Source organism: Halovulum sp. GXIMD14793, from assembly GCF_054457435.1.
The window spans coordinates 17,944-33,790 of sequence record NZ_JBTLNE010000040.1 but is presented as its reverse complement, the minus strand read 5'-3'; the positions used below and the strand labels follow the sequence as shown (position 1 = coordinate 33,790).

Genomic DNA, 15,847 nt, shown 5'->3' with positions numbered 1-15,847 from the left:
ATGTGCCGAACGACGGCTTGATCGCATCCGGACGCCGCCAGAGCCAGCTCAATTGTGTCAGTCACGTCCTCGGCCCGCATGTTCGTGCAGAGCTTCCAGGCGATGATATAGCGGCTGTAATCATCCAGGATCGTGCTGAGATAATACCAGCCCCAACCGATTATCTTGAAGTCGGTGAAGTCGGTCTGCCACATCTCGTTAATGGCCGTGGTTTTGTCCGTGAACTCTTCGGCCGCTTTGATCACCACATAGTCTGGTGCGGTGATTAGGTCAGCTTTCTTTAGAAGCAGGTAGGCAGCGATCTGGCGTGACCCGAAGAACGGGTATTTGGTGAACACCCGGTCGATCTCTTTCATCATTTCCAGCGTCGCAGCATCAATCCCGACCGGCGTGTAGTAAAATGCCGACCGGCTCAGGTTCACCAGCTTGCATTGCTGACTGATGCTCAGCTTGGGATGGCCGCGCTGGATCATCGCGCGTTTCTTTGCCGGGCTCACCTTTTGAACCCTTCCGATAAAAAATCGTTCTCCACCGCCAGCCTCCCGATCTTGGCATGCAGTTCTTTGACCTCGGCTTCCGTCGGGCCGCTCTGCTTGCCGCCTGAGAACACGTCAGCCATGCCCTCGATGGCCTGTCGTTTCCACGTGCTGACCTGGTTCGGGTGCAACTGATGCTTCGCCGCGATCTCTTGCACGGTTTTGTCGCCGCGCAACGCTTCCAACGTCACCTTGGCTTTAAACTGATCTAAAAAATTCCGGCGTTTTGCCATGTCCGTATCCCTTCAGAGGTTTGGGATACACCTTAGCCAACTGTCCGGATTTCTGGGACCACTTCACTGCCGGACTTGTTCAATCGCGCAGACAGACTTTTGTGAGCCTTGCGGGGATCAATGCAGATCGCGGGCAGGCCGATTTGGGTCAAGCCACGCAGTAGCCAGATTGAGAGCTGACCGCTTTCGTGCACGATCCGGTCGGGTGTCAAAGAACGGTTCTTCAACCAACCGGCGACCCCATCCGGATCAGCGGGCGCGCTACCGCGCGCAATGATCTTCCCGCCATCATCGACAACACAAATCGAAATCTCCTTGAGAGATACTTCTAATCCTGCATAATAATTCATGGTCGTTCTCCTCACTGCTTATATTCATGAGGCCAATATACCGGACCTCGTTCACCACCGGAGAGCGGCCGCCGCAATCACACCATGTCGTTGAGCATTGCTCAGCGACCCAGTTATTTTATTCCCACATACAGACTTTGAAAGGCCACCCTCATGTCTGCCCTTTTTTCTCCCTACCAACTCAGAGGCGTGCATTTCAAGAACAGGATCGCCGTTTCTCCGATGAGCCAATACCGGGCCCGGAACGGCCATGCCAACGCGTGGCACCTGGTTCACTTGGGCCGATTTGCGATGGGTGGTGCCGGGCTCGTGTATGTTGAAGCAACCGCCGTGGAACGACGCGGATTGCGAACGATGGGCGATCTCGGATTATGGGCGGATGCGCAAGTTGAAGGACTGCGGCCTATCGCAGCTTTCCTTGAACAGGAAGGCGCAGTGCCTGGCATTCAACTGTCACATGCCGGGCGCAAGGCTTCGGAACGACGGCCGTGGCATGGCGATGCACCGCTGGACGGCACAGATTTTTCTGAGCGCGGCGAACTATCTTGGGAAACCATCGCGCCATCACCCATTCCATTTGCCGATGGGTGGCCAACCCCGCTTGAGATGCCAGAGGCCGAAATCAAAAAAGTGATTTCGGATTTCGGCCAGGCAGCGCATCGGGCACATGAGGCCGGGATCAAAATAATCGAAGTTTATGCAGCGCACGGGTTCCTTGTGCATCAATTCCTTTCGCCCATCAGCAATCAACGGCAGGATGCATGGGGCGGCTCCCCGGAAAACCGCCGCCGCTTTGCTGTCGAAGTTGCCCGATCCATCCGGGAGAACTGGCCAGAAGACTATCCGCTGGCCTTTCGGCTTTCGGCCACCGACTGGCTGCCGGGAGGGTTGGATGTTGAAGATACGGTTGCAACGGCCAAGGCCTTGAAATCCGCCGGTGTGGATATGATCGACTGCTCAACTGGTGGCATTGGTGGAACCGAACGCCCCCGCCGAATGGTGATTGAAGAGGGTTACCAGGTTCGGTTCGCCGAGCAGGTTCGGCAGGAAACGGGCATGCCGACGATGGCGGTCGGGCTTCTTCGGAAAGCACAGGCCTGTGAGCATATCATTCAGGCGCAACAGGCCGATTTCATCGCCCTTGCGAGAGAGCTTCTGGAAGACCCGAACTGGCCGCTTCATGCCGCCAATGACCTGGGGCTTGATGACGATTATGACATGTGGCCCGAAGAATTTGGATGGTGGCTTATGAAACGCAAACGTCTGCTGACCAGACTTGGTTTGTGGGGGTAGCCTTCGGATCGGTCTCCAAGCGTGCCAACTATCGCATGTGGTTCCACGTTTTCTCGCCCTCGTGTGAGAAACGACAGAAAAGGGCGGGCGTAGTGAGCCGACGAGTATGGTCAACATGGGAGCGTCACCGTATTAAGCGGACAGATCATTGTGCGGCTGGTCGCGTCGACTGAACCGGCGATCCGCTTGCTCGTTCAGGTTCGAGCGATAGCGGACTACAAGCGCGAAAGCCGCGCAACAGGCTTTGTCACATCGAGAATTTTCCGATTGCACGGCAAGTGCGCTAGCTTTCTGCTGCTAGCAGGTAACGATAACTCATGGATTGGATGCCCCTCTTGCCGGTTAACAATGGCAACGTGCGTTCGTTTGATGCATGGGTCTCGAAGTTGACGATCATCTGCATGCCCTCCTATTTCATCAGCCCGCGCAAGCCGCCTGATACCAGCACATTGACCTCGTAGAGGATTTAAGGTGCGGCCAGGCGGCTCCAATATGGGTGGCATTGGGAACCTTCTTGCGGGTGCCGTTGGCGGTGTCGGCGGTGGTCAGTTGCTTGGCGGGCTGTTGGGCGCTGCCTGTGGGGACGCCGCTGCGGGGATGGATTTCGGGGCCATCGCCGGCAACCTTGTCGGAGGCGGTGTTTCCGGCATGGTGGTGCAGATGGTCGTCGGCTTTGTCGTGAACAAGCTGCGCGGCTGAAGCTTTTACGCGTTGTAGGTCGCCATCAGTTCGCGCAGGTTCGAGACATTCATGCGCCGGTAGGCTCGTTTTCGGTGGGTGATCACCGTTGTTTCGGCAATGCCGAGAATCGCTGCGATCTCTGACGCGGTTCGGCCTTTAACTGTCATAGCCGCAACCTCGCGCTCCCGATCCGTCATCTCGGGATAGTTCAGCGCAAGTCGGATCTGGATGTCATCCTCCCTCCAAACCTTGTCCTTGAGGGTGAAGGCCACATGGCGTTCGGTGGCGTTCAGCATCACACCAAGAAGTGCGGCGATCCTGTCATATTCGCTGTCCCGAAACGGCGGGCTCTCGACAGCGCGATAGAGGCTGACAGACAACCCATAGTCGCGTCGTCGACGGATCAGTGACATGCGGGCGCCGATCCTCGGGCGTTCGTAGCAGTCGCGCCTGTAGGGGAACGACTGGATGCTTTCGGACGTCTGCACCGTCAGAAAATCCCCTGGGGTCTCCGGTCTGGTCAGCAGCTCAGCATTCCTGTCAACAGAGCTGTGGCGCACGTAGTTCTTCGCGGCCAGTTCTGCCCGGTTGTTGCCCAGAATAGATGCCGTGCCGATCAACAAAGGTGTGTCCCGATCGCCCATACAGAACACAGAGATAAGGTCGGCGGCGGCGGTCTCGCGACCGAACGCCATTAGAGCACTGACGAACTCCTGTTGCCCGATACGCTCGGTGAGCGCCGAGGCGACCGCTGTGTCAATATCCACGGTGGGCAGCGCATTTGTGACGTTTTTCTCAAGCAGCATATCGCCAGTCTAGCGCACTCGATGGATTTGTCAGTCCACAAACGCTTTCTCGATCACGAATTGTCCGGGCTCCGAGTTGGAGCCTTCGATGAAGTCTTTCGCCTCGCAGATCGTTTTTAATGTCTGCAGCATCGCCATGGATCCACAAATCATCACGCGGTCTGTTTCGGGATCGAGAGGTCCGCCCGCAAACTCCGCCAACCGCCCATCCTCAATCCAGGTGCTGATGCGGCCCGTGTTCTCGTAAGGCTCGCGCGTCGCGGCCGGCAGGTGGTGCAGCTTGTCCCGGGCCAATTCTCCGAGGAACTCATGATCCCGGACGGATTGGACAAGGTCGATCCCGTATTGAAGTTCGGCGACTTCGCGGCAGGTGTGCAGCAGAAAGACCTCATCGAACTTTTCGTACACCTCCGGATCACGAATGACGCTGGCAAAGGGCGCGATTCCGGTGCCGGTCGAAAACAGAAACAGCCGCTTGCCCGGCAACAGCGCGTCGAACACCAACGTCCCGACCGGCTTGGCACGCATCAGGATGTGATCGCCGGCCTTGATCGATTGCAGCCGCGAGGTCAGCGGGCCGTCGGGCACCTTGATCGAATAGAACTCCAGGTGATCTTCCCAGTTCGGCGAGGCGATGGAATAGGCGCGCACCAGCGGCTTGCCGTCGACCAGAAGCCCGATCATCACGAACTCGCCCGAGCGGAAGCGGAACGAAGCAGGTCGCTCGGTTCTGAAGGCAAAGAGCCGGTCGGTATAGTGGCGCACCTCCTGCACCTGCAGCGCGAAAAAACCCTTCGGCGGGGTCTCCAGGTCAGTCTTTTGGTCTGTTTGCAGGTCCATCTCATGTCTCCAGGCAGGTGTTCTTCCAGACAAGTAAAAGCCGGGGACACACTCAATTTCCTATCCTCATCAATGAGGAATGCGACCGCCCTCTGATGTGGCTACGCTTTTGGCCAAAAGGGAGGCTGGGATGACCGATCAGCTGTTTCAGGACGTAATCCGCAAGCGCCGCAGCGTGCGCAAGTTCGAACCCGGCAGGGCTGTGGGGAAAGAGACCCTCGAACGCATCGTGGATTGCGGCCGCTGGGCACCCTCGGGCGCCAACACACAGTGCTTCGAGTTCATCGTGGTGGATGAGCCCGCATTGCGCGATCAGGTGACAGAGGTCTTTCTGCGCCAGGCACAACGATTGGTGGATCACGCCAAAGGATTCCCGGCAGTCAAGAAGACCTATCTGGCCAATACCGTGGCCATTATCATCGTTCTGGGCGATCCGCGCTGGAAGGTCTGCTTTCCACAACCGACGTCTCAGGGATGGGAGGCGGAATATCTCGACAACAATGAAGCAATTTTCCTGTGCTCGCTGGGTGCAGCCGTCCAAAACATCCAATTGGGGGTCGCCGCCGAAGGCCTGACCTCTGCCTGGCTCTCGGGCGGGGGCGAAGATGTTACCAACAAGGAACTGTCGGATGTGTTGGGCTACCCGGACTGGATGAAGGCCTATGGCACCATCCCGATCGGGGTTCCGGCCGCGACGCAGGACCGGCGCTACCGGCGGCCGCTGTCACAATGTCTGCACTGGAACGGCTACCTGCCGGAACAGTTCCGCACCCATGAACAGGTGGATTTTTTCGAAAGCACATTGCGGCCGTTCGCCATGTATCGCGACCAGGAAAACCTTCAAGACTGGGATGATCGCGCCGAGAAACTGGGCGACTGGGACGCGGCCTATACGAGCGGGACACCCAACCCAAGTGGCACCCTGCAACCCGAGGCCGACTTTTCGGCACCCCGAACCACGGGTCAGGCCACGAAACGCCGTCAACAGGACAAAGATTAAGGACACGTGAATGTTTGCACGCGAAGACATCAACTATGAACCAATTGATCTGCCAGATCGCCTGGATCTGTCGGATGAGGACATGCTGGCCGAGGCCAGGGCCTTCTATGACAGAATGAAACGTCGCCACACCGTGCGGGATTACTCGGACCGCCCGGTCTCGCGCGCCGTGATCGAGGAATGCATCCGCACCGCTGGCACCGCGCCCTCGGGGGCCAATCACCAGCCCTGGCATTTTGTGGCGATCTCCGACCCGGCCTTCAAGAAGCGGGTGCGGGACGCGGCCGAAGAGGAAGAACGCCGCTTCTATGATGGCGGTGCGGGGGACGAGTGGCTGAAAGCGCTGGAACCCATCGGAACCAATGACCACAAACCCCATCTGGAAGATGCCCCCTGGCTGATCGTGGTCTTTGCGCAACGTTGGGGCGAGTTCGACGACGGCACGCGATTCAAGAACTACTACGTGCCCGAGAGCACCGGCATCGCCTGCGGGTTTCTGCTGGCGGCGCTGCACCATGCAGGTCTGGTGACACTGACGCACACCCCAAACCCGATGAGGTTTCTGAACAAGATGTTGGGGCGGCCTGATTCTGAGAAGCCGATCATGATCGTGGCCGTGGGGCATGCGGCCGAGGATGCCAAGGTTCCGGCTGTCGCGAAGATCAAGAAACCCCTTTCCGAGATTCTGACAGTTTCGGAATGAGATCCTCCCTGTGCGCGGCACATACTAAATGCCACGTGCAAACCTGGCCCCGGTCAGTAACCCGCCATCGTGGCGCTGACCGGGACCTTTTGTAAGGAGAATGCCGTGACATACGTCATCACTGATAATTGCGTTGCGTGCAAATACACCGATTGCGTGGAGGTCTGCCCTGTAGATTGTTTCTACGAAGGCGAGACCATGCTGGTGATCAACCCCGAAGAATGCATCGACTGTGGCGTCTGCGAGCCTGAATGCCCGGCAGATGCAATCCGGCCGGATACCGAACCGGAGACGGACATCTGGGTTCAGCGTAACCGTGAGCTGGCGGAGCAGTGGCCCGTGATCACCGAGCGAAAGGACCCACTGCCTGATGCCAAAATAATGGACGGTGTGCCGGAGAAATTTGATAAGTTTGTCAAGGTTCTTGCCTAGCGCATCGCATTCCCGGAGACAGCGATATTGACACAGAAAACCGAATACCGTGTTGGTGAAATTTCTGACACTCAACCCGAGTTCAAGCATGTCGAGGCGGCGCCTTTTCACAAGTCGCGCCCGCCGGAGCCGTTGCGGTTTGAGGTTACGCTTTCAGCCGAGGCGCACCAGAAGCAGAAGAAAACCGGTGTTGTGCAAGTCAATATCCCCGGCTTCAGCCCGGTCAGGCTCTATTGTGACGAACAGCCCCCCGTTGGCGACGACACCGCGCCGCCGCCTCTTGCCTTTTTCTGCGCCGGGATCGGCTTTTGTCTGATGACCCACCTGACGGACATTCTGACCGCGCGCAAGGTTCAGGTCGATAGCCTAAAGCTCGAACAGAAACTCCGGTTCAAGACGAACCTTGGCACAATGCGCGAGCTGGGCCACACGACCGAGGGCGAAACCGAACATGTGGAAACCCATGTCATCATCGACAGCCCCGAGTCAGAAGAGAAAATCCGGGCATTGCTTGAGGAAGCCGAGGGGGCTTGTATGGCCCACCACGCCATGCGCAACCCGATCCCATGGTCCACGCGGCTGGTGCATAATGGGGTGGAAACATCAAACGAAGCTGGCGGCTAAGTCCACGCAAACCGTAAGGGGTGCACCATGTCCGATGACGCGCTGAAAGTCGCGGCGGCCCAGATCGCCCCGGTCTGGCTGGACCGGGACGCAACGCTCGACAAAGTGGGGGTATGGATCGAAAAGGCCGCAGGAGAAGGCTGCGATCTGATCGCTTTTGGTGAAGCCCTGGTTCCCGGATATCCTTTCTGGATCGAACATACCGATGGCGCACGGTTCAACTCAGATTTGCAGAAAGACATCTTCGCACATTATCTGAAGCAAGGCGTTCAGATCGAAGCGGGCCACCTGGATGGGCTGTGTCAGACTGCTCGCGACAAAAACATCGCCGTGATCATTGGCATCGTCGAGCGCCCTGCTGATCGGGGCGGACACAGCCTCTACTGTTCCCGCGTTCATATCTCCGCGAATGGAGAGATCGCCTCGGTTCATCGCAAGCTCACGCCAACCTACGAGGAACGTCTGGTCTGGTCCCCGGGCGATGGGCACGGGCTGCAGGTTCATCCCGTTGGACCGTTCACGGTTGGCAGCCTGAATTGCTATGAAAACTGGATGCCCCTGCCCCGTGCGGCCCTCTATGGGCAAGGCGAGGATCTGCATGTCGCACTTTGGCCCGGCGGTCTGCACAATACCGGCGACATCACGCAATTTCTGGCCAAAGAAGGCCGCAGTTTTGTCATCTCTGTTTCGGGGCTATTGCAGGCGTCTGATATTCCACACGACAGTCCCGCCGCACCGATGCTCGACTGTTGCCCCAGTGTTTTGGCAGGCGGCGGTTCGGCTATCGCTGGTCCCGATGGAGAGTGGATAATTGAACCCGTCGTCGGCGAGGAGCAACTGCTGGTCGCCGAGTTTGATCATTCTCTGGTTCGCCGCGAACGCCAAAACTTTGATCTTGCGGGTCACTATTCCCGGCCAGATGTCACCAGATTGATTGTTAACCGATCGCGGCAGAGTACGGTGGACGTTAGCGAGACCGACTTCTAAAGCGCTCCGCTTTTGGCCGATCACTTTAGCATCGGGCTTGCTTTTGTTTCCTGCTCGAACAAATGTTGTGTGAACAAACATAGTGGAAATAGCGATGGAATTTCTTATCCCTCTGGCAACACTCGCCCTCGTTCAACTTTTTGCGATCGTTAGCCCCGGACAATCATTTGTCATTGTTTCGAAATTGGTGCTTTCCAGCGGTCGGAGTGAGCTACCCCCCCGAAATTCGGACACTGACGTAAGCTGTTTTTTGTAGTCTGCTGATCTTCAACACGAAGGAGATCAGGAATGTCGAAACGGAAGCAACATCACCCAGATTTTAAGGCTAAGGTCGCGTTAGAGGCGCTGAAGGGCGAAGAGACGGTCAGCGAATTGGCCAGTCGGTTCGGCGACCATCCGACGATGATCCATCAGTGGAAACAGGCCTTTTTGGAAGGCGCGTCTGGTGTTTTTGAGCGTGGCAGTCGGAAGGCACCGGAAGTTAATGAAGAGCAGGTCAAAGACCTCCACGCCAAGATCGGGGAGTTGGCCGTCGCCAACGATTTTTTGGCCAGAAAGCTCAAACCCTGGACCGGCAAGTGAGGCGCAAGATGATTTAACCGAACCTACCCGGGCTGTCAGTTGGCAAGCAATGCGCGTTGCTGTCGATCTCGCGATCATCGTTTTACTATGAGCCGAAAGGCGAGACCGAGATGAACCTCGATCTGATGCGTGTGATCGATAAGCAGTTCTTGGAGACGCCTTTCTACGGCGTGCGGCAGATGACATGGCATCTGCGTAATGAAGACCATCTCGTGAACGAGAAACGGATCAGACGCCTGATGCGGTTGATGGGCCTTATGTCGATCTATCAGAAGCCCAACACCAGCAAGGCGGCAAAGGGGCACAGGATTTACCCCTATTTGCTGCGCGGGTTGCGCGTTGATAGGCCCAATCAGGTCTGGTGGGCAGACATCACCTACCTGCCGATACGGCGTGGGTTCCTGTATTCGGTGGCAATCATGGACTGGCACACCCGCAAGGTTCTGGCGTGGCGTATCTCAAACACGCTGGAGGCTGAGTTCTGCGCCGATGCGTTGAACGAAGCCATCCACAAGTTCGGCCCGCCCGAGATCATGAACACAGACCAGGGCAGCCAGTTCACGTCCTTGGTTTGGACTGACCGACTGAAGCAGGTCGGCACCCGGATCTCGATGGACGGCAAGGGTCGGTTCCTCGACAACATCTTTTTCGAACGCCTGTGGCGGTCGCTGAAATACGAGTGCGTTTATCTCCATGCCTGGGAAACCGGGTCAGAGGCCAAAGCCGGGATCAAAAAATGGATGGAGTTCTACAATCACAAACGTCCACATTCTGCGCTCGGCGGCAAACCACCCGCTGTGGTCTATTGGCAGAGAAATGAAACATACAAACCCGATCAGCAGGTGCAAAGAGTAGCTTAAGTCACGTCGGAAACTGTTCAATTGAATTAGTCTCGATGTGATCTGACACCGCCCCTTCCCAGCGAGCTGGAATGGGGACGGCGCATCTCTTGAGTGAGATGATGGTTGTCCGTTTTGATGGTGGTGCGAACCAAACCATCAAACGAGGGAACCACAATGTTGAATTCTACCGACAAGATCATCAAACACAAAACCGGCCTGCTGAACCTAACCGAAAACCATATCCGTCAGTTGCACCAGGTTCTCTTGCGCCACAGCACCAAGGATGAGCGGCATCGCGGCGAGTATAAAAAGCTCGACAACCACGTGGTCGCCATGGATGCGGACGGCAAGGAAATCGGTGTCGTTTTTGAGATCGCCACCCCGTTCGAGACGCCGCGCCTGATGGAAGAGCTGGTGCATTGGGTCCGCAAGGCAACCGAGGAAGAGGCTCTGCACCCGCTACTGATCGTTGCGGTCTTCGCGGTGCAGTTCCTGGCCATCCATCCGTTTCAGGATGGCAATGGCAGGCTATCGCGCATCCTGACGACGCTGATGCTGCTCAGGGCAGGCTATGCCTACGTGCCCTATGCCTCGCTGGAAAGCGTGATCGAAGAGAACAAAGATATCTATTACAAGAGCCTGCGCCGCACCCAGACGACGCTCAAGGGCAACGATCCCGACTGGTTGGCGAGGCGGGGCCGGAATTGGTCAATCTACCTCGTGGGTCGCAAGTCATTCCAAACAACCAACTTGGCGATCACATGGGCGGCGGTGTCGTCATCAACGTCTCGACTTCTGATGCAGACAGTTTCCGTAGGTCGAGGCACCAGATCGCGCCCGAGATGGGAATGGCGCTGGCACGCGAACGGCGGAGGGGTAACTAGAGCCTGCTCACGTAGATTCTTTGGCAATTCGGCAAAATTTATACTTGCAATATTTTGGTCGATATCTCGTATCGTTTGAAAAAATCTGAATATTTATGAAATTGCATTATGTTGTTCCGAAATTATCACTCCTGAACCTCATAAAAGAGGCAACAAAATTCCTGCCCTCTACATCAGGTCGAGCGCAAAATTTGTGCAAGTATGCTTAATCCGTCGACTTCGCTTCTTCAAAGATTTTCCTGACAATTTTCTTCAACTGATTGAAATCGCGAAGTGCTCTGGGAATGAGGTGGTGGAACAAGTAGCTCCTGTCCGTATCTCGAACACCATCGGACTCGATCATCAACTCTACTGCTTCTATGAAGTCTCGGAGACCCTTCATCGATCCCAGCAGGTAGTCGTTGCCCTCATCCTTGAACAGTTCGGCGATTCGGCACAATGCGTCCCTAGGTGAGGATTCGAGATCAAGTTCGATCGGCCCGTCGCCGGCAAATACCCAGTTAAAGCGTTTCGGGATAAACCTGAGACAAAAGATTATCCTGAAACGCAGTGATAAGCCTATATGGTGTACGCGTTTCGGTTTTATGTGATGTCTCAAGGTAAACTCGAAACGCTTTAAGATTGACACTATTTTGCAGAGCAAAGTCGAGAAACTCGTCAGTTGGAGACCCTGTTTCGTCGAGGATAGTCGCCGGCGGCGTCTGGCTACGACAAGCGGCAAAAGCTTTAACTCTCATCTGAATTTCTGTTTGTCTGTTAGACATTCCGAAGGCCATTTCTAGAATTTTCCCTTTGTGGGGATAGAAGATGGTCACCTCAAAAAAGACCCTCAACACATTGCTTATTAAGGTAAAATGGCGGAAGGGGTGGGATTCGAACCCACGGATGCTTGCACATCGCCGGTTTTCAAGACCGGTGCATTCGACCACTCTGCCACCCTTCCGGTGCCGGGCGGGCCTGCGAAGCGCAAGACCCTGTCGACCGTTCGCTTCTATGACAAACAAACCACCGACGTCCAGAGGGGATGTGTTCTTTCCTTTTGTTTGGAATTTGATTAGACTGTTCTCAATAAGCGGCAAAAAGCCGTAAGTTAGGTAGAGCAGAGTCCCAAAAGGTCGTTCGCAGCACGCTCGTCAGAGCAGTGACGGCTTGGCGGACAAAATCAGGGGGACATAGATGTCCATCTCATCCAAGTACCCGGCGGTCCTGCGGCTGAGCGCGTCGGCGGTTTTTTGCGCAGCAATTCTGTCTGCCTGTGGCGAGAATTCGGGGGGTGGTGCCTCACGGACCGAGACAGTCAATATCCCAGGCGGTAGCCTGAAAATTCAGGAAAAAGATGTCGAAGCACCGGATGTCTTCCAGATGCGCGGCAAAGGTCTTTGGGACGGGCGTCCCTCGCTTGGCGGGATCTGGATCGCTGTACCCGATGATGTGCAACCTGATCGTGTAAGGATCACCAACACCGCAAATGGCAAGAAAGTCATCGGCAGTCTGTTTGAGCGTGACGTGACGCTGCCCGGCCCGCCAATTATGGTGTCTTCGGATGCAGCCGCCGCACTTGGACTAACCGCAGGCAGCCCGCAGGAGTTGCAGATTGTCGTCATGCGTCGTGAGGCCGTCGAGGTTGTGACGCAGAGACCGGTAGACGAAGTCCTTGCGGAACAGGGCACCGGAGAAGAAGACGCCGAGACACTGGCCGAAACAGATGGCGAAGCGACCGAAGCCGCGCCTGCAGGCATTGAGACCGCAGCACTAGAGGCCAGCGTGTTGGGTGCGATCAAGGCGACTGAGACCGGCGAGAAGCCAGCAGCTGCTGCGCCGACAAAACCTGCCGCAACCCCACCTGTGGAAACAGCAGCCGTTGCGCCGGCCGCACCAACGGCCCCGTCCGCGGTGAAAAATCCTTACATTCAGGTGGCCACTGTGTCTTCGCCTAAAGCGGCGAATGACATTGTGCGTAAACTGCAATCCGGTGGTGTGCCCGCCGAGGCGCGAATTACAAGCTCGGGCGGCAAGAACCGGTTCCGCGTGGTTGTCGGGCCTGTCACCTCAGCCGAACAGCAGACAGCACAGTTGAAGAAAGTGCGCGCATTGGGCTTCAAAGACGCCTTCCCGATCAAGTAAGCTGTCATCCGTGGAATCGTTTGCACGGGGGTAGCCCAATGATCAGAACAGTTTTGGCAGCGGCGGTGGTTATTCTTACCGCCCTGCCGTCTTTTGCACTAGACACCCGGGCGCGCGCGGCCCTTGTGGTGGATCACGACACAGGCACCGTGCTGCTGTCAAAAAATGCCGAGATGGCGCTGCCGCCCGCCTCCATGTCGAAGCTTATGACCCTGTTTTTGGTCTTTGAAGCCCTGCAGGAGGGGCGCTTGTCCCTGACTGAGACATTCCGCGTTTCGGAAAAGGCGTGGAAGATGGGCGGCTCCAAGATGTTCCTCAAGCAGGGGGAACAGGTGTCCGTCCAGAACTTGATCCTTGGGGTGATTGTGCAATCGGGCAATGACGCCTGCGTTGTGCTGGCCGAAGGCCTGGCCGGGTCTGAGGCCGAGTTCGCCGATCGTATGACACGCCGCGCCCGCGAACTGGGCATGGATCAATCGACATTTGCCAATGCCACCGGCTGGCCGCATCCCGACCATCGCATGTCAGCACGGGATTTGGTGATCTTGGCAACCGAGATCATCAACCGATTTCCTGAATATTACTCGTTTTTTGGCGAAACCACCTTTACCTGGGACGGTATTCAGCAAGAAAACCGCAATCCGTTGCTGGGCCTTGATATCGGTGCGGATGGCCTGAAAACCGGGCATACAGAAGAGGCAGGCTATGGCCTTGTCGGCTCTGCCGTGCGCGATGGTCGGCGGGTGACATTTATGCTGACCGGCCTGTCCTCAGCTCAGGAGCGGCTGCTGGAGGCAGAAAACCTGACCAACTGGGCGTTCAGAGAGTTTTATAGCAAACGTCTGTTTGAGGCGGATACCAAGATCGCAGCCGCGAATGTATGGTTGGGTGAAGCTGATACGGTTGATCTGGTGGCGGCCAACCCCGTTGATACACTGCTGGCCTTTGAGGATCGGGACAAGCTCAAGGTCAACGTTGTCTATACCGGACCTTTGGAGGCTCCGATAAAGGCGGGGAGCACGGTTGCTGAGCTAGTAATCTCAACCCCAACGCTTGGCGAGACCCGCGTGCCGCTGGCTGCTGCGGCGGATGTGGCGGAAGGCGGATTTCTGAAACGCGTCCGTGCCTCTGCGGGAATTCTGACAAACAAGCTGGTGGTCGCTGCGGGCGATCTGATCAACTGACTGCGCGCTTCATCAGTTTCGAAGGAATCGACGGCTGCGGGAAATCCACCCAGGCGCGGCTGTTGGCCGAGCATTTGCGCGGCCTGGGCCGAGATGTTGTTTTGACGCGTGAGCCCGGTGGCTCTGCCGGGGCGGAGGAAATCCGACGCCTGTTGGTTGAGGGGGAGCCGGGGCGCTGGTCGGCTGAGACCGAAATTCTGCTGTTCACCGCAGCGCGGCGGGATCATCTGGAGCGCACGATCCGCCCTGCCCTAAGTGTTGGGAAAACCGTTATCACCGACCGTTTCGCGGACAGCACCCGGGTCTACCAAGGCGTCGCTCGGGCTGATCTGCGCGGCAGTGTGGATCAACTGCATGACCTGATGATCGGACAAGAGCCGGATCTGACACTGATCCTCGACATCGATGCAGACACAGCCTTGCGCCGTGGGCTGGCGCGCAGCTCCGGTGAAGATCGGTTCGAGGATATGGGGGCCGGGTTTCAGACCGCCCTTCGTGCCGGGTTTCGCGATCTGGCTGCCGAAGCCTCTGACCGGTGCCGCCTGATCGTCGCCACTGGCACCGCCGAGGATGTCGCCCTGCGCATCCGCGATGCGGTTGACAGTTTTCACACATGAGCGACGACCTGCCACAAGCCGACCGCATCGACGGCGCGCCGCATCCGCGCCAAACGCACAATCTGTACGGCCATGGCCTGGCAGAACAGGCGTTTCTTGACGCCCACGCAGAGGGGCGCTTGCATCATGCCTGGCTGATCACCGGACCGCGCGGCATCGGCAAGGCCACGCTGGCCTGGCGGATGGCCCGGTTTCTGGCCGCTGATACCGGCGCAGGTGGCGGTCTGTTTGGCGATGCGCTGCCCGCCAGCCTGCAGATGGAGCCGGACACCCCGGTTTTCCGGCAAGCCGAACAACTGGCGCATCCCGGGATCGCGCTCTGCCGCCGTGCCTGTGATGACAAAGCCAAGCGGTTGCGCACCGAGCTGACCGTTGATGAGGTCCGCAAACTGAAGGGCCATTTCGCCATGTCAGCGGCCGAGGGTGGCTGGCGTGTGGCGATTGTGGACAGTGCGGATGAGATGAACCGCTCTGCCGCCAATGCGATCCTGAAGCTGCTGGAAGAACCCCCTGCCCGTGCGGTTCTGATACTGATCAGCCACAGCCCGGCGCGTCTGCTGCCCACCATCCGGTCCCGCTGCCGGGCGCTGCGGCTGAACCCGCTGACCGATGATGACCTGCGCCGCGCGCTGACCGATGCCGAGATCGACGCAGGCGATGATCCAACGCTATTCGCATTGGCCAATGGTTCGGTCGGGATGGCCGTGGATTTGCTGATGGGCGACGGGATGAAGCACTATCACAGCATCCTCAGCTTGCTTTCAGCGGCACCGCGCATGGACCGAACCGCGGTGATTGCACTTGGCGATCGCTGCACAGAACGTGACGCCGCCCCGGTTTTTGAGATGATCCTGCGTCTGACCGCACTGGCCTTGGGGCGACTGGCCCGGGCGGGTGCTGCGGGTCCTGCTGATCTGCTGCCCGAGGAACAGGAGATCGCAGCCCGCCTGTGTCCCGATGTTCCCGCAGCCCGCGCCTGGTCCGAGACCTTGCAACAGGTTCAGGCCCGCGCCGCCCATGCACGGGCGGTGAACCTTGACCCCGGGCAGGTGATCCTTGATATGTTTCTGCAGATTGAACAGACTGCGGGACGTCTGGCGCTTGTGCGTGGCTGACCCCGCCCAGCCCG

The 15,847-nt window shown here is 57.5% G+C and carries 17 protein-coding genes, 1 tRNA gene and 2 pseudogenes; 13 read left to right on the top strand and 7 right to left on the bottom strand.

All coding sequences use genetic code 11. The features are described from left to right. From ACW9UQ_RS12475 to ACW9UQ_RS12465, 3 genes and pseudogenes are all read right to left on the bottom strand, one after another. Positions 1-293, bottom strand: a pseudogene (locus tag ACW9UQ_RS12475) (DDE-type integrase/transposase/recombinase); the annotation flags it as partial. Between the two features lie 200 nt (positions 294-493). Beyond that, a complete protein-coding gene (locus ACW9UQ_RS12470; RefSeq protein ID WP_458931346.1) occupies positions 494-769 on the bottom strand; it encodes a transposase in 276 nt (91 codons plus the stop codon). Between the two features lie 32 nt (positions 770-801). After that, entirely contained in the window at positions 802-1,119 is a 318-nt protein-coding gene (locus ACW9UQ_RS12465; protein ID WP_458931345.1) for a hypothetical protein, read from the bottom strand. Between the two features lie 153 nt (positions 1,120-1,272). On the opposite strand from ACW9UQ_RS12465, the gene ACW9UQ_RS12460 reads away from it, so the two are divergent. Beyond that, positions 1,273-2,412 carry an NADH:flavin oxidoreductase/NADH oxidase gene (locus ACW9UQ_RS12460; protein WP_458931344.1) on the top strand — a complete coding sequence of 380 codons (1,140 nt, stop codon included), beginning with the start codon at positions 1,273-1,275 and terminating at the stop codon, positions 2,410-2,412. 492 nt (positions 2,413-2,904) lie between these two features. After that, on the top strand, positions 2,905-3,111 hold the full coding sequence (locus ACW9UQ_RS12455; RefSeq protein WP_458931343.1) for a hypothetical protein: 207 nt from the start codon (positions 2,905-2,907) through the stop codon (positions 3,109-3,111). 5 nt (positions 3,112-3,116) lie between these two features. Here the strand turns inward: ACW9UQ_RS12455 and ACW9UQ_RS12450 are convergent, their stop codons facing one another. Both ACW9UQ_RS12450 and ACW9UQ_RS12445 read right to left on the bottom strand, forming a co-directional pair. After that, positions 3,117-3,899: a helix-turn-helix transcriptional regulator gene (locus ACW9UQ_RS12450; protein WP_458931342.1), complete on the bottom strand. Its 783-nt coding sequence runs from the start codon at positions 3,897-3,899 to the stop codon at positions 3,117-3,119. A 30-nt stretch (positions 3,900-3,929) separates the two neighbouring features. Then, positions 3,930-4,739: a ferredoxin--NADP reductase gene (locus ACW9UQ_RS12445; RefSeq protein WP_458931341.1), complete on the bottom strand. Its 810-nt coding sequence runs from the start codon at positions 4,737-4,739 to the stop codon at positions 3,930-3,932. Between the two features lie 130 nt (positions 4,740-4,869). On the opposite strand from ACW9UQ_RS12445, the gene ACW9UQ_RS12440 reads away from it, so the two are divergent. From ACW9UQ_RS12440 to ACW9UQ_RS12410, 7 genes and pseudogenes are all read left to right on the top strand, one after another. Beyond that, positions 4,870-5,739, top strand: coding sequence for a nitroreductase family protein (locus tag ACW9UQ_RS12440; RefSeq protein ID WP_458931340.1), 870 nt, complete (start codon positions 4,870-4,872; stop codon positions 5,737-5,739). 10 nt (positions 5,740-5,749) lie between these two features. Then, a complete protein-coding gene (locus tag ACW9UQ_RS12435; protein WP_458931339.1) occupies positions 5,750-6,442 on the top strand; it encodes a nitroreductase family protein in 693 nt (230 codons plus the stop codon). Positions 6,443-6,547: 105 nt separating this feature from the next. Further along, positions 6,548-6,874 carry a ferredoxin FdxA gene (gene fdxA / locus ACW9UQ_RS12430; RefSeq protein WP_458931338.1) on the top strand — a complete coding sequence of 109 codons (327 nt, stop codon included), beginning with the start codon at positions 6,548-6,550 and terminating at the stop codon, positions 6,872-6,874. Between the two features lie 27 nt (positions 6,875-6,901). Further along, positions 6,902-7,498, top strand: a complete 597-nt coding sequence (locus ACW9UQ_RS12425; RefSeq protein WP_458931337.1) for an OsmC-related (seleno)protein — start codon at positions 6,902-6,904, stop codon at positions 7,496-7,498. A 27-nt stretch (positions 7,499-7,525) separates the two neighbouring features. Beyond that, on the top strand, positions 7,526-8,485 hold the full coding sequence (locus tag ACW9UQ_RS12420) for a carbon-nitrogen hydrolase family protein (RefSeq protein WP_458931336.1): 960 nt from the start codon (positions 7,526-7,528) through the stop codon (positions 8,483-8,485). A 288-nt stretch (positions 8,486-8,773) separates the two neighbouring features. Beyond that, positions 8,774-9,927, top strand: a pseudogene (locus tag ACW9UQ_RS12415) (IS3 family transposase). Positions 9,928-10,032: 105 nt separating this feature from the next. Continuing rightward, positions 10,033-10,872 carry a Fic family protein gene (locus ACW9UQ_RS12410; RefSeq protein WP_458931335.1) on the top strand — a complete coding sequence of 280 codons (840 nt, stop codon included), beginning with the start codon at positions 10,033-10,035 and terminating at the stop codon, positions 10,870-10,872. Positions 10,873-11,293: 421 nt separating this feature from the next. Here the strand turns inward: ACW9UQ_RS12410 and ACW9UQ_RS12405 are convergent, their stop codons facing one another. Together ACW9UQ_RS12405 and ACW9UQ_RS12400 are read right to left on the bottom strand one after the other, a co-directional pair. Continuing rightward, positions 11,294-11,608 (bottom strand): hypothetical protein, encoded by a 315-nt coding sequence (locus ACW9UQ_RS12405; protein ID WP_458931334.1) that lies wholly within the window; start codon positions 11,606-11,608, stop codon positions 11,294-11,296. Between the two features lie 40 nt (positions 11,609-11,648). Next, positions 11,649-11,736: transfer RNA gene (locus tag ACW9UQ_RS12400), tRNA-Ser, on the bottom strand. A 233-nt stretch (positions 11,737-11,969) separates the two neighbouring features. On the opposite strand from ACW9UQ_RS12400, the gene ACW9UQ_RS12395 reads away from it, so the two are divergent. The 4 genes from ACW9UQ_RS12395 to ACW9UQ_RS12380 are packed head-to-tail and all read left to right on the top strand — an operon-like array spanning position 11,970 to position 15,833. Further along, positions 11,970-12,917, top strand: a complete 948-nt coding sequence (locus tag ACW9UQ_RS12395) for an SPOR domain-containing protein (RefSeq protein ID WP_458931333.1) — start codon at positions 11,970-11,972, stop codon at positions 12,915-12,917. A 38-nt stretch (positions 12,918-12,955) separates the two neighbouring features. Then, a complete protein-coding gene (locus ACW9UQ_RS12390; protein WP_458931332.1) occupies positions 12,956-14,101 on the top strand; it encodes a D-alanyl-D-alanine carboxypeptidase family protein in 1,146 nt (381 codons plus the stop codon). Next, positions 14,098-14,718: a dTMP kinase gene (gene tmk, locus ACW9UQ_RS12385; RefSeq protein ID WP_458931348.1), complete on the top strand. Its 621-nt coding sequence runs from the start codon at positions 14,098-14,100 to the stop codon at positions 14,716-14,718. Before ACW9UQ_RS12390 ends, tmk begins: the two co-directional genes overlap by 4 nt. Continuing rightward, positions 14,715-15,833, top strand: a complete 1,119-nt coding sequence (locus tag ACW9UQ_RS12380; protein WP_458931331.1) for a DNA polymerase III subunit delta' — start codon at positions 14,715-14,717, stop codon at positions 15,831-15,833. Before tmk ends, ACW9UQ_RS12380 begins: the two co-directional genes overlap by 4 nt. Positions 15,834-15,847 lie beyond the last annotated feature (14 nt).

Bases quoted from the DNA above. Each gene is read 5' to 3' on its own strand.
- ACW9UQ_RS12470 (WP_458931346.1), bottom strand. From the start codon at position 769: ATGGCAAAACGCCGGAATTTTTTAGATCAGTTTAAAGCCAAGGTGACG.
- ACW9UQ_RS12465 (WP_458931345.1), bottom strand. From the start codon at position 1,119: ATGAATTATTATGCAGGATTAGAAGTATCTCTCAAGGAGATTTCGATT.
- ACW9UQ_RS12460 (WP_458931344.1), top strand. From the start codon at position 1,273: ATGTCTGCCCTTTTTTCTCCCTACCAACTCAGAGGCGTGCATTTCAAG.
- ACW9UQ_RS12455 (WP_458931343.1), top strand. From the start codon at position 2,905: ATGGGTGGCATTGGGAACCTTCTTGCGGGTGCCGTTGGCGGTGTCGGC.
- ACW9UQ_RS12450 (WP_458931342.1), bottom strand. From the start codon at position 3,899: ATGCTGCTTGAGAAAAACGTCACAAATGCGCTGCCCACCGTGGATATT.
- ACW9UQ_RS12445 (WP_458931341.1), bottom strand. From the start codon at position 4,739: ATGGACCTGCAAACAGACCAAAAGACTGACCTGGAGACCCCGCCGAAG.
- ACW9UQ_RS12440 (WP_458931340.1), top strand. From the start codon at position 4,870: ATGACCGATCAGCTGTTTCAGGACGTAATCCGCAAGCGCCGCAGCGTG.
- ACW9UQ_RS12435 (WP_458931339.1), top strand. From the start codon at position 5,750: ATGTTTGCACGCGAAGACATCAACTATGAACCAATTGATCTGCCAGAT.
- ACW9UQ_RS12420 (WP_458931336.1), top strand. From the start codon at position 7,526: ATGTCCGATGACGCGCTGAAAGTCGCGGCGGCCCAGATCGCCCCGGTC.
- ACW9UQ_RS12395 (WP_458931333.1), top strand. From the start codon at position 11,970: ATGTCCATCTCATCCAAGTACCCGGCGGTCCTGCGGCTGAGCGCGTCG.
- ACW9UQ_RS12390 (WP_458931332.1), top strand. From the start codon at position 12,956: ATGATCAGAACAGTTTTGGCAGCGGCGGTGGTTATTCTTACCGCCCTG.
- ACW9UQ_RS12380 (WP_458931331.1), top strand. From the start codon at position 14,715: ATGAGCGACGACCTGCCACAAGCCGACCGCATCGACGGCGCGCCGCAT.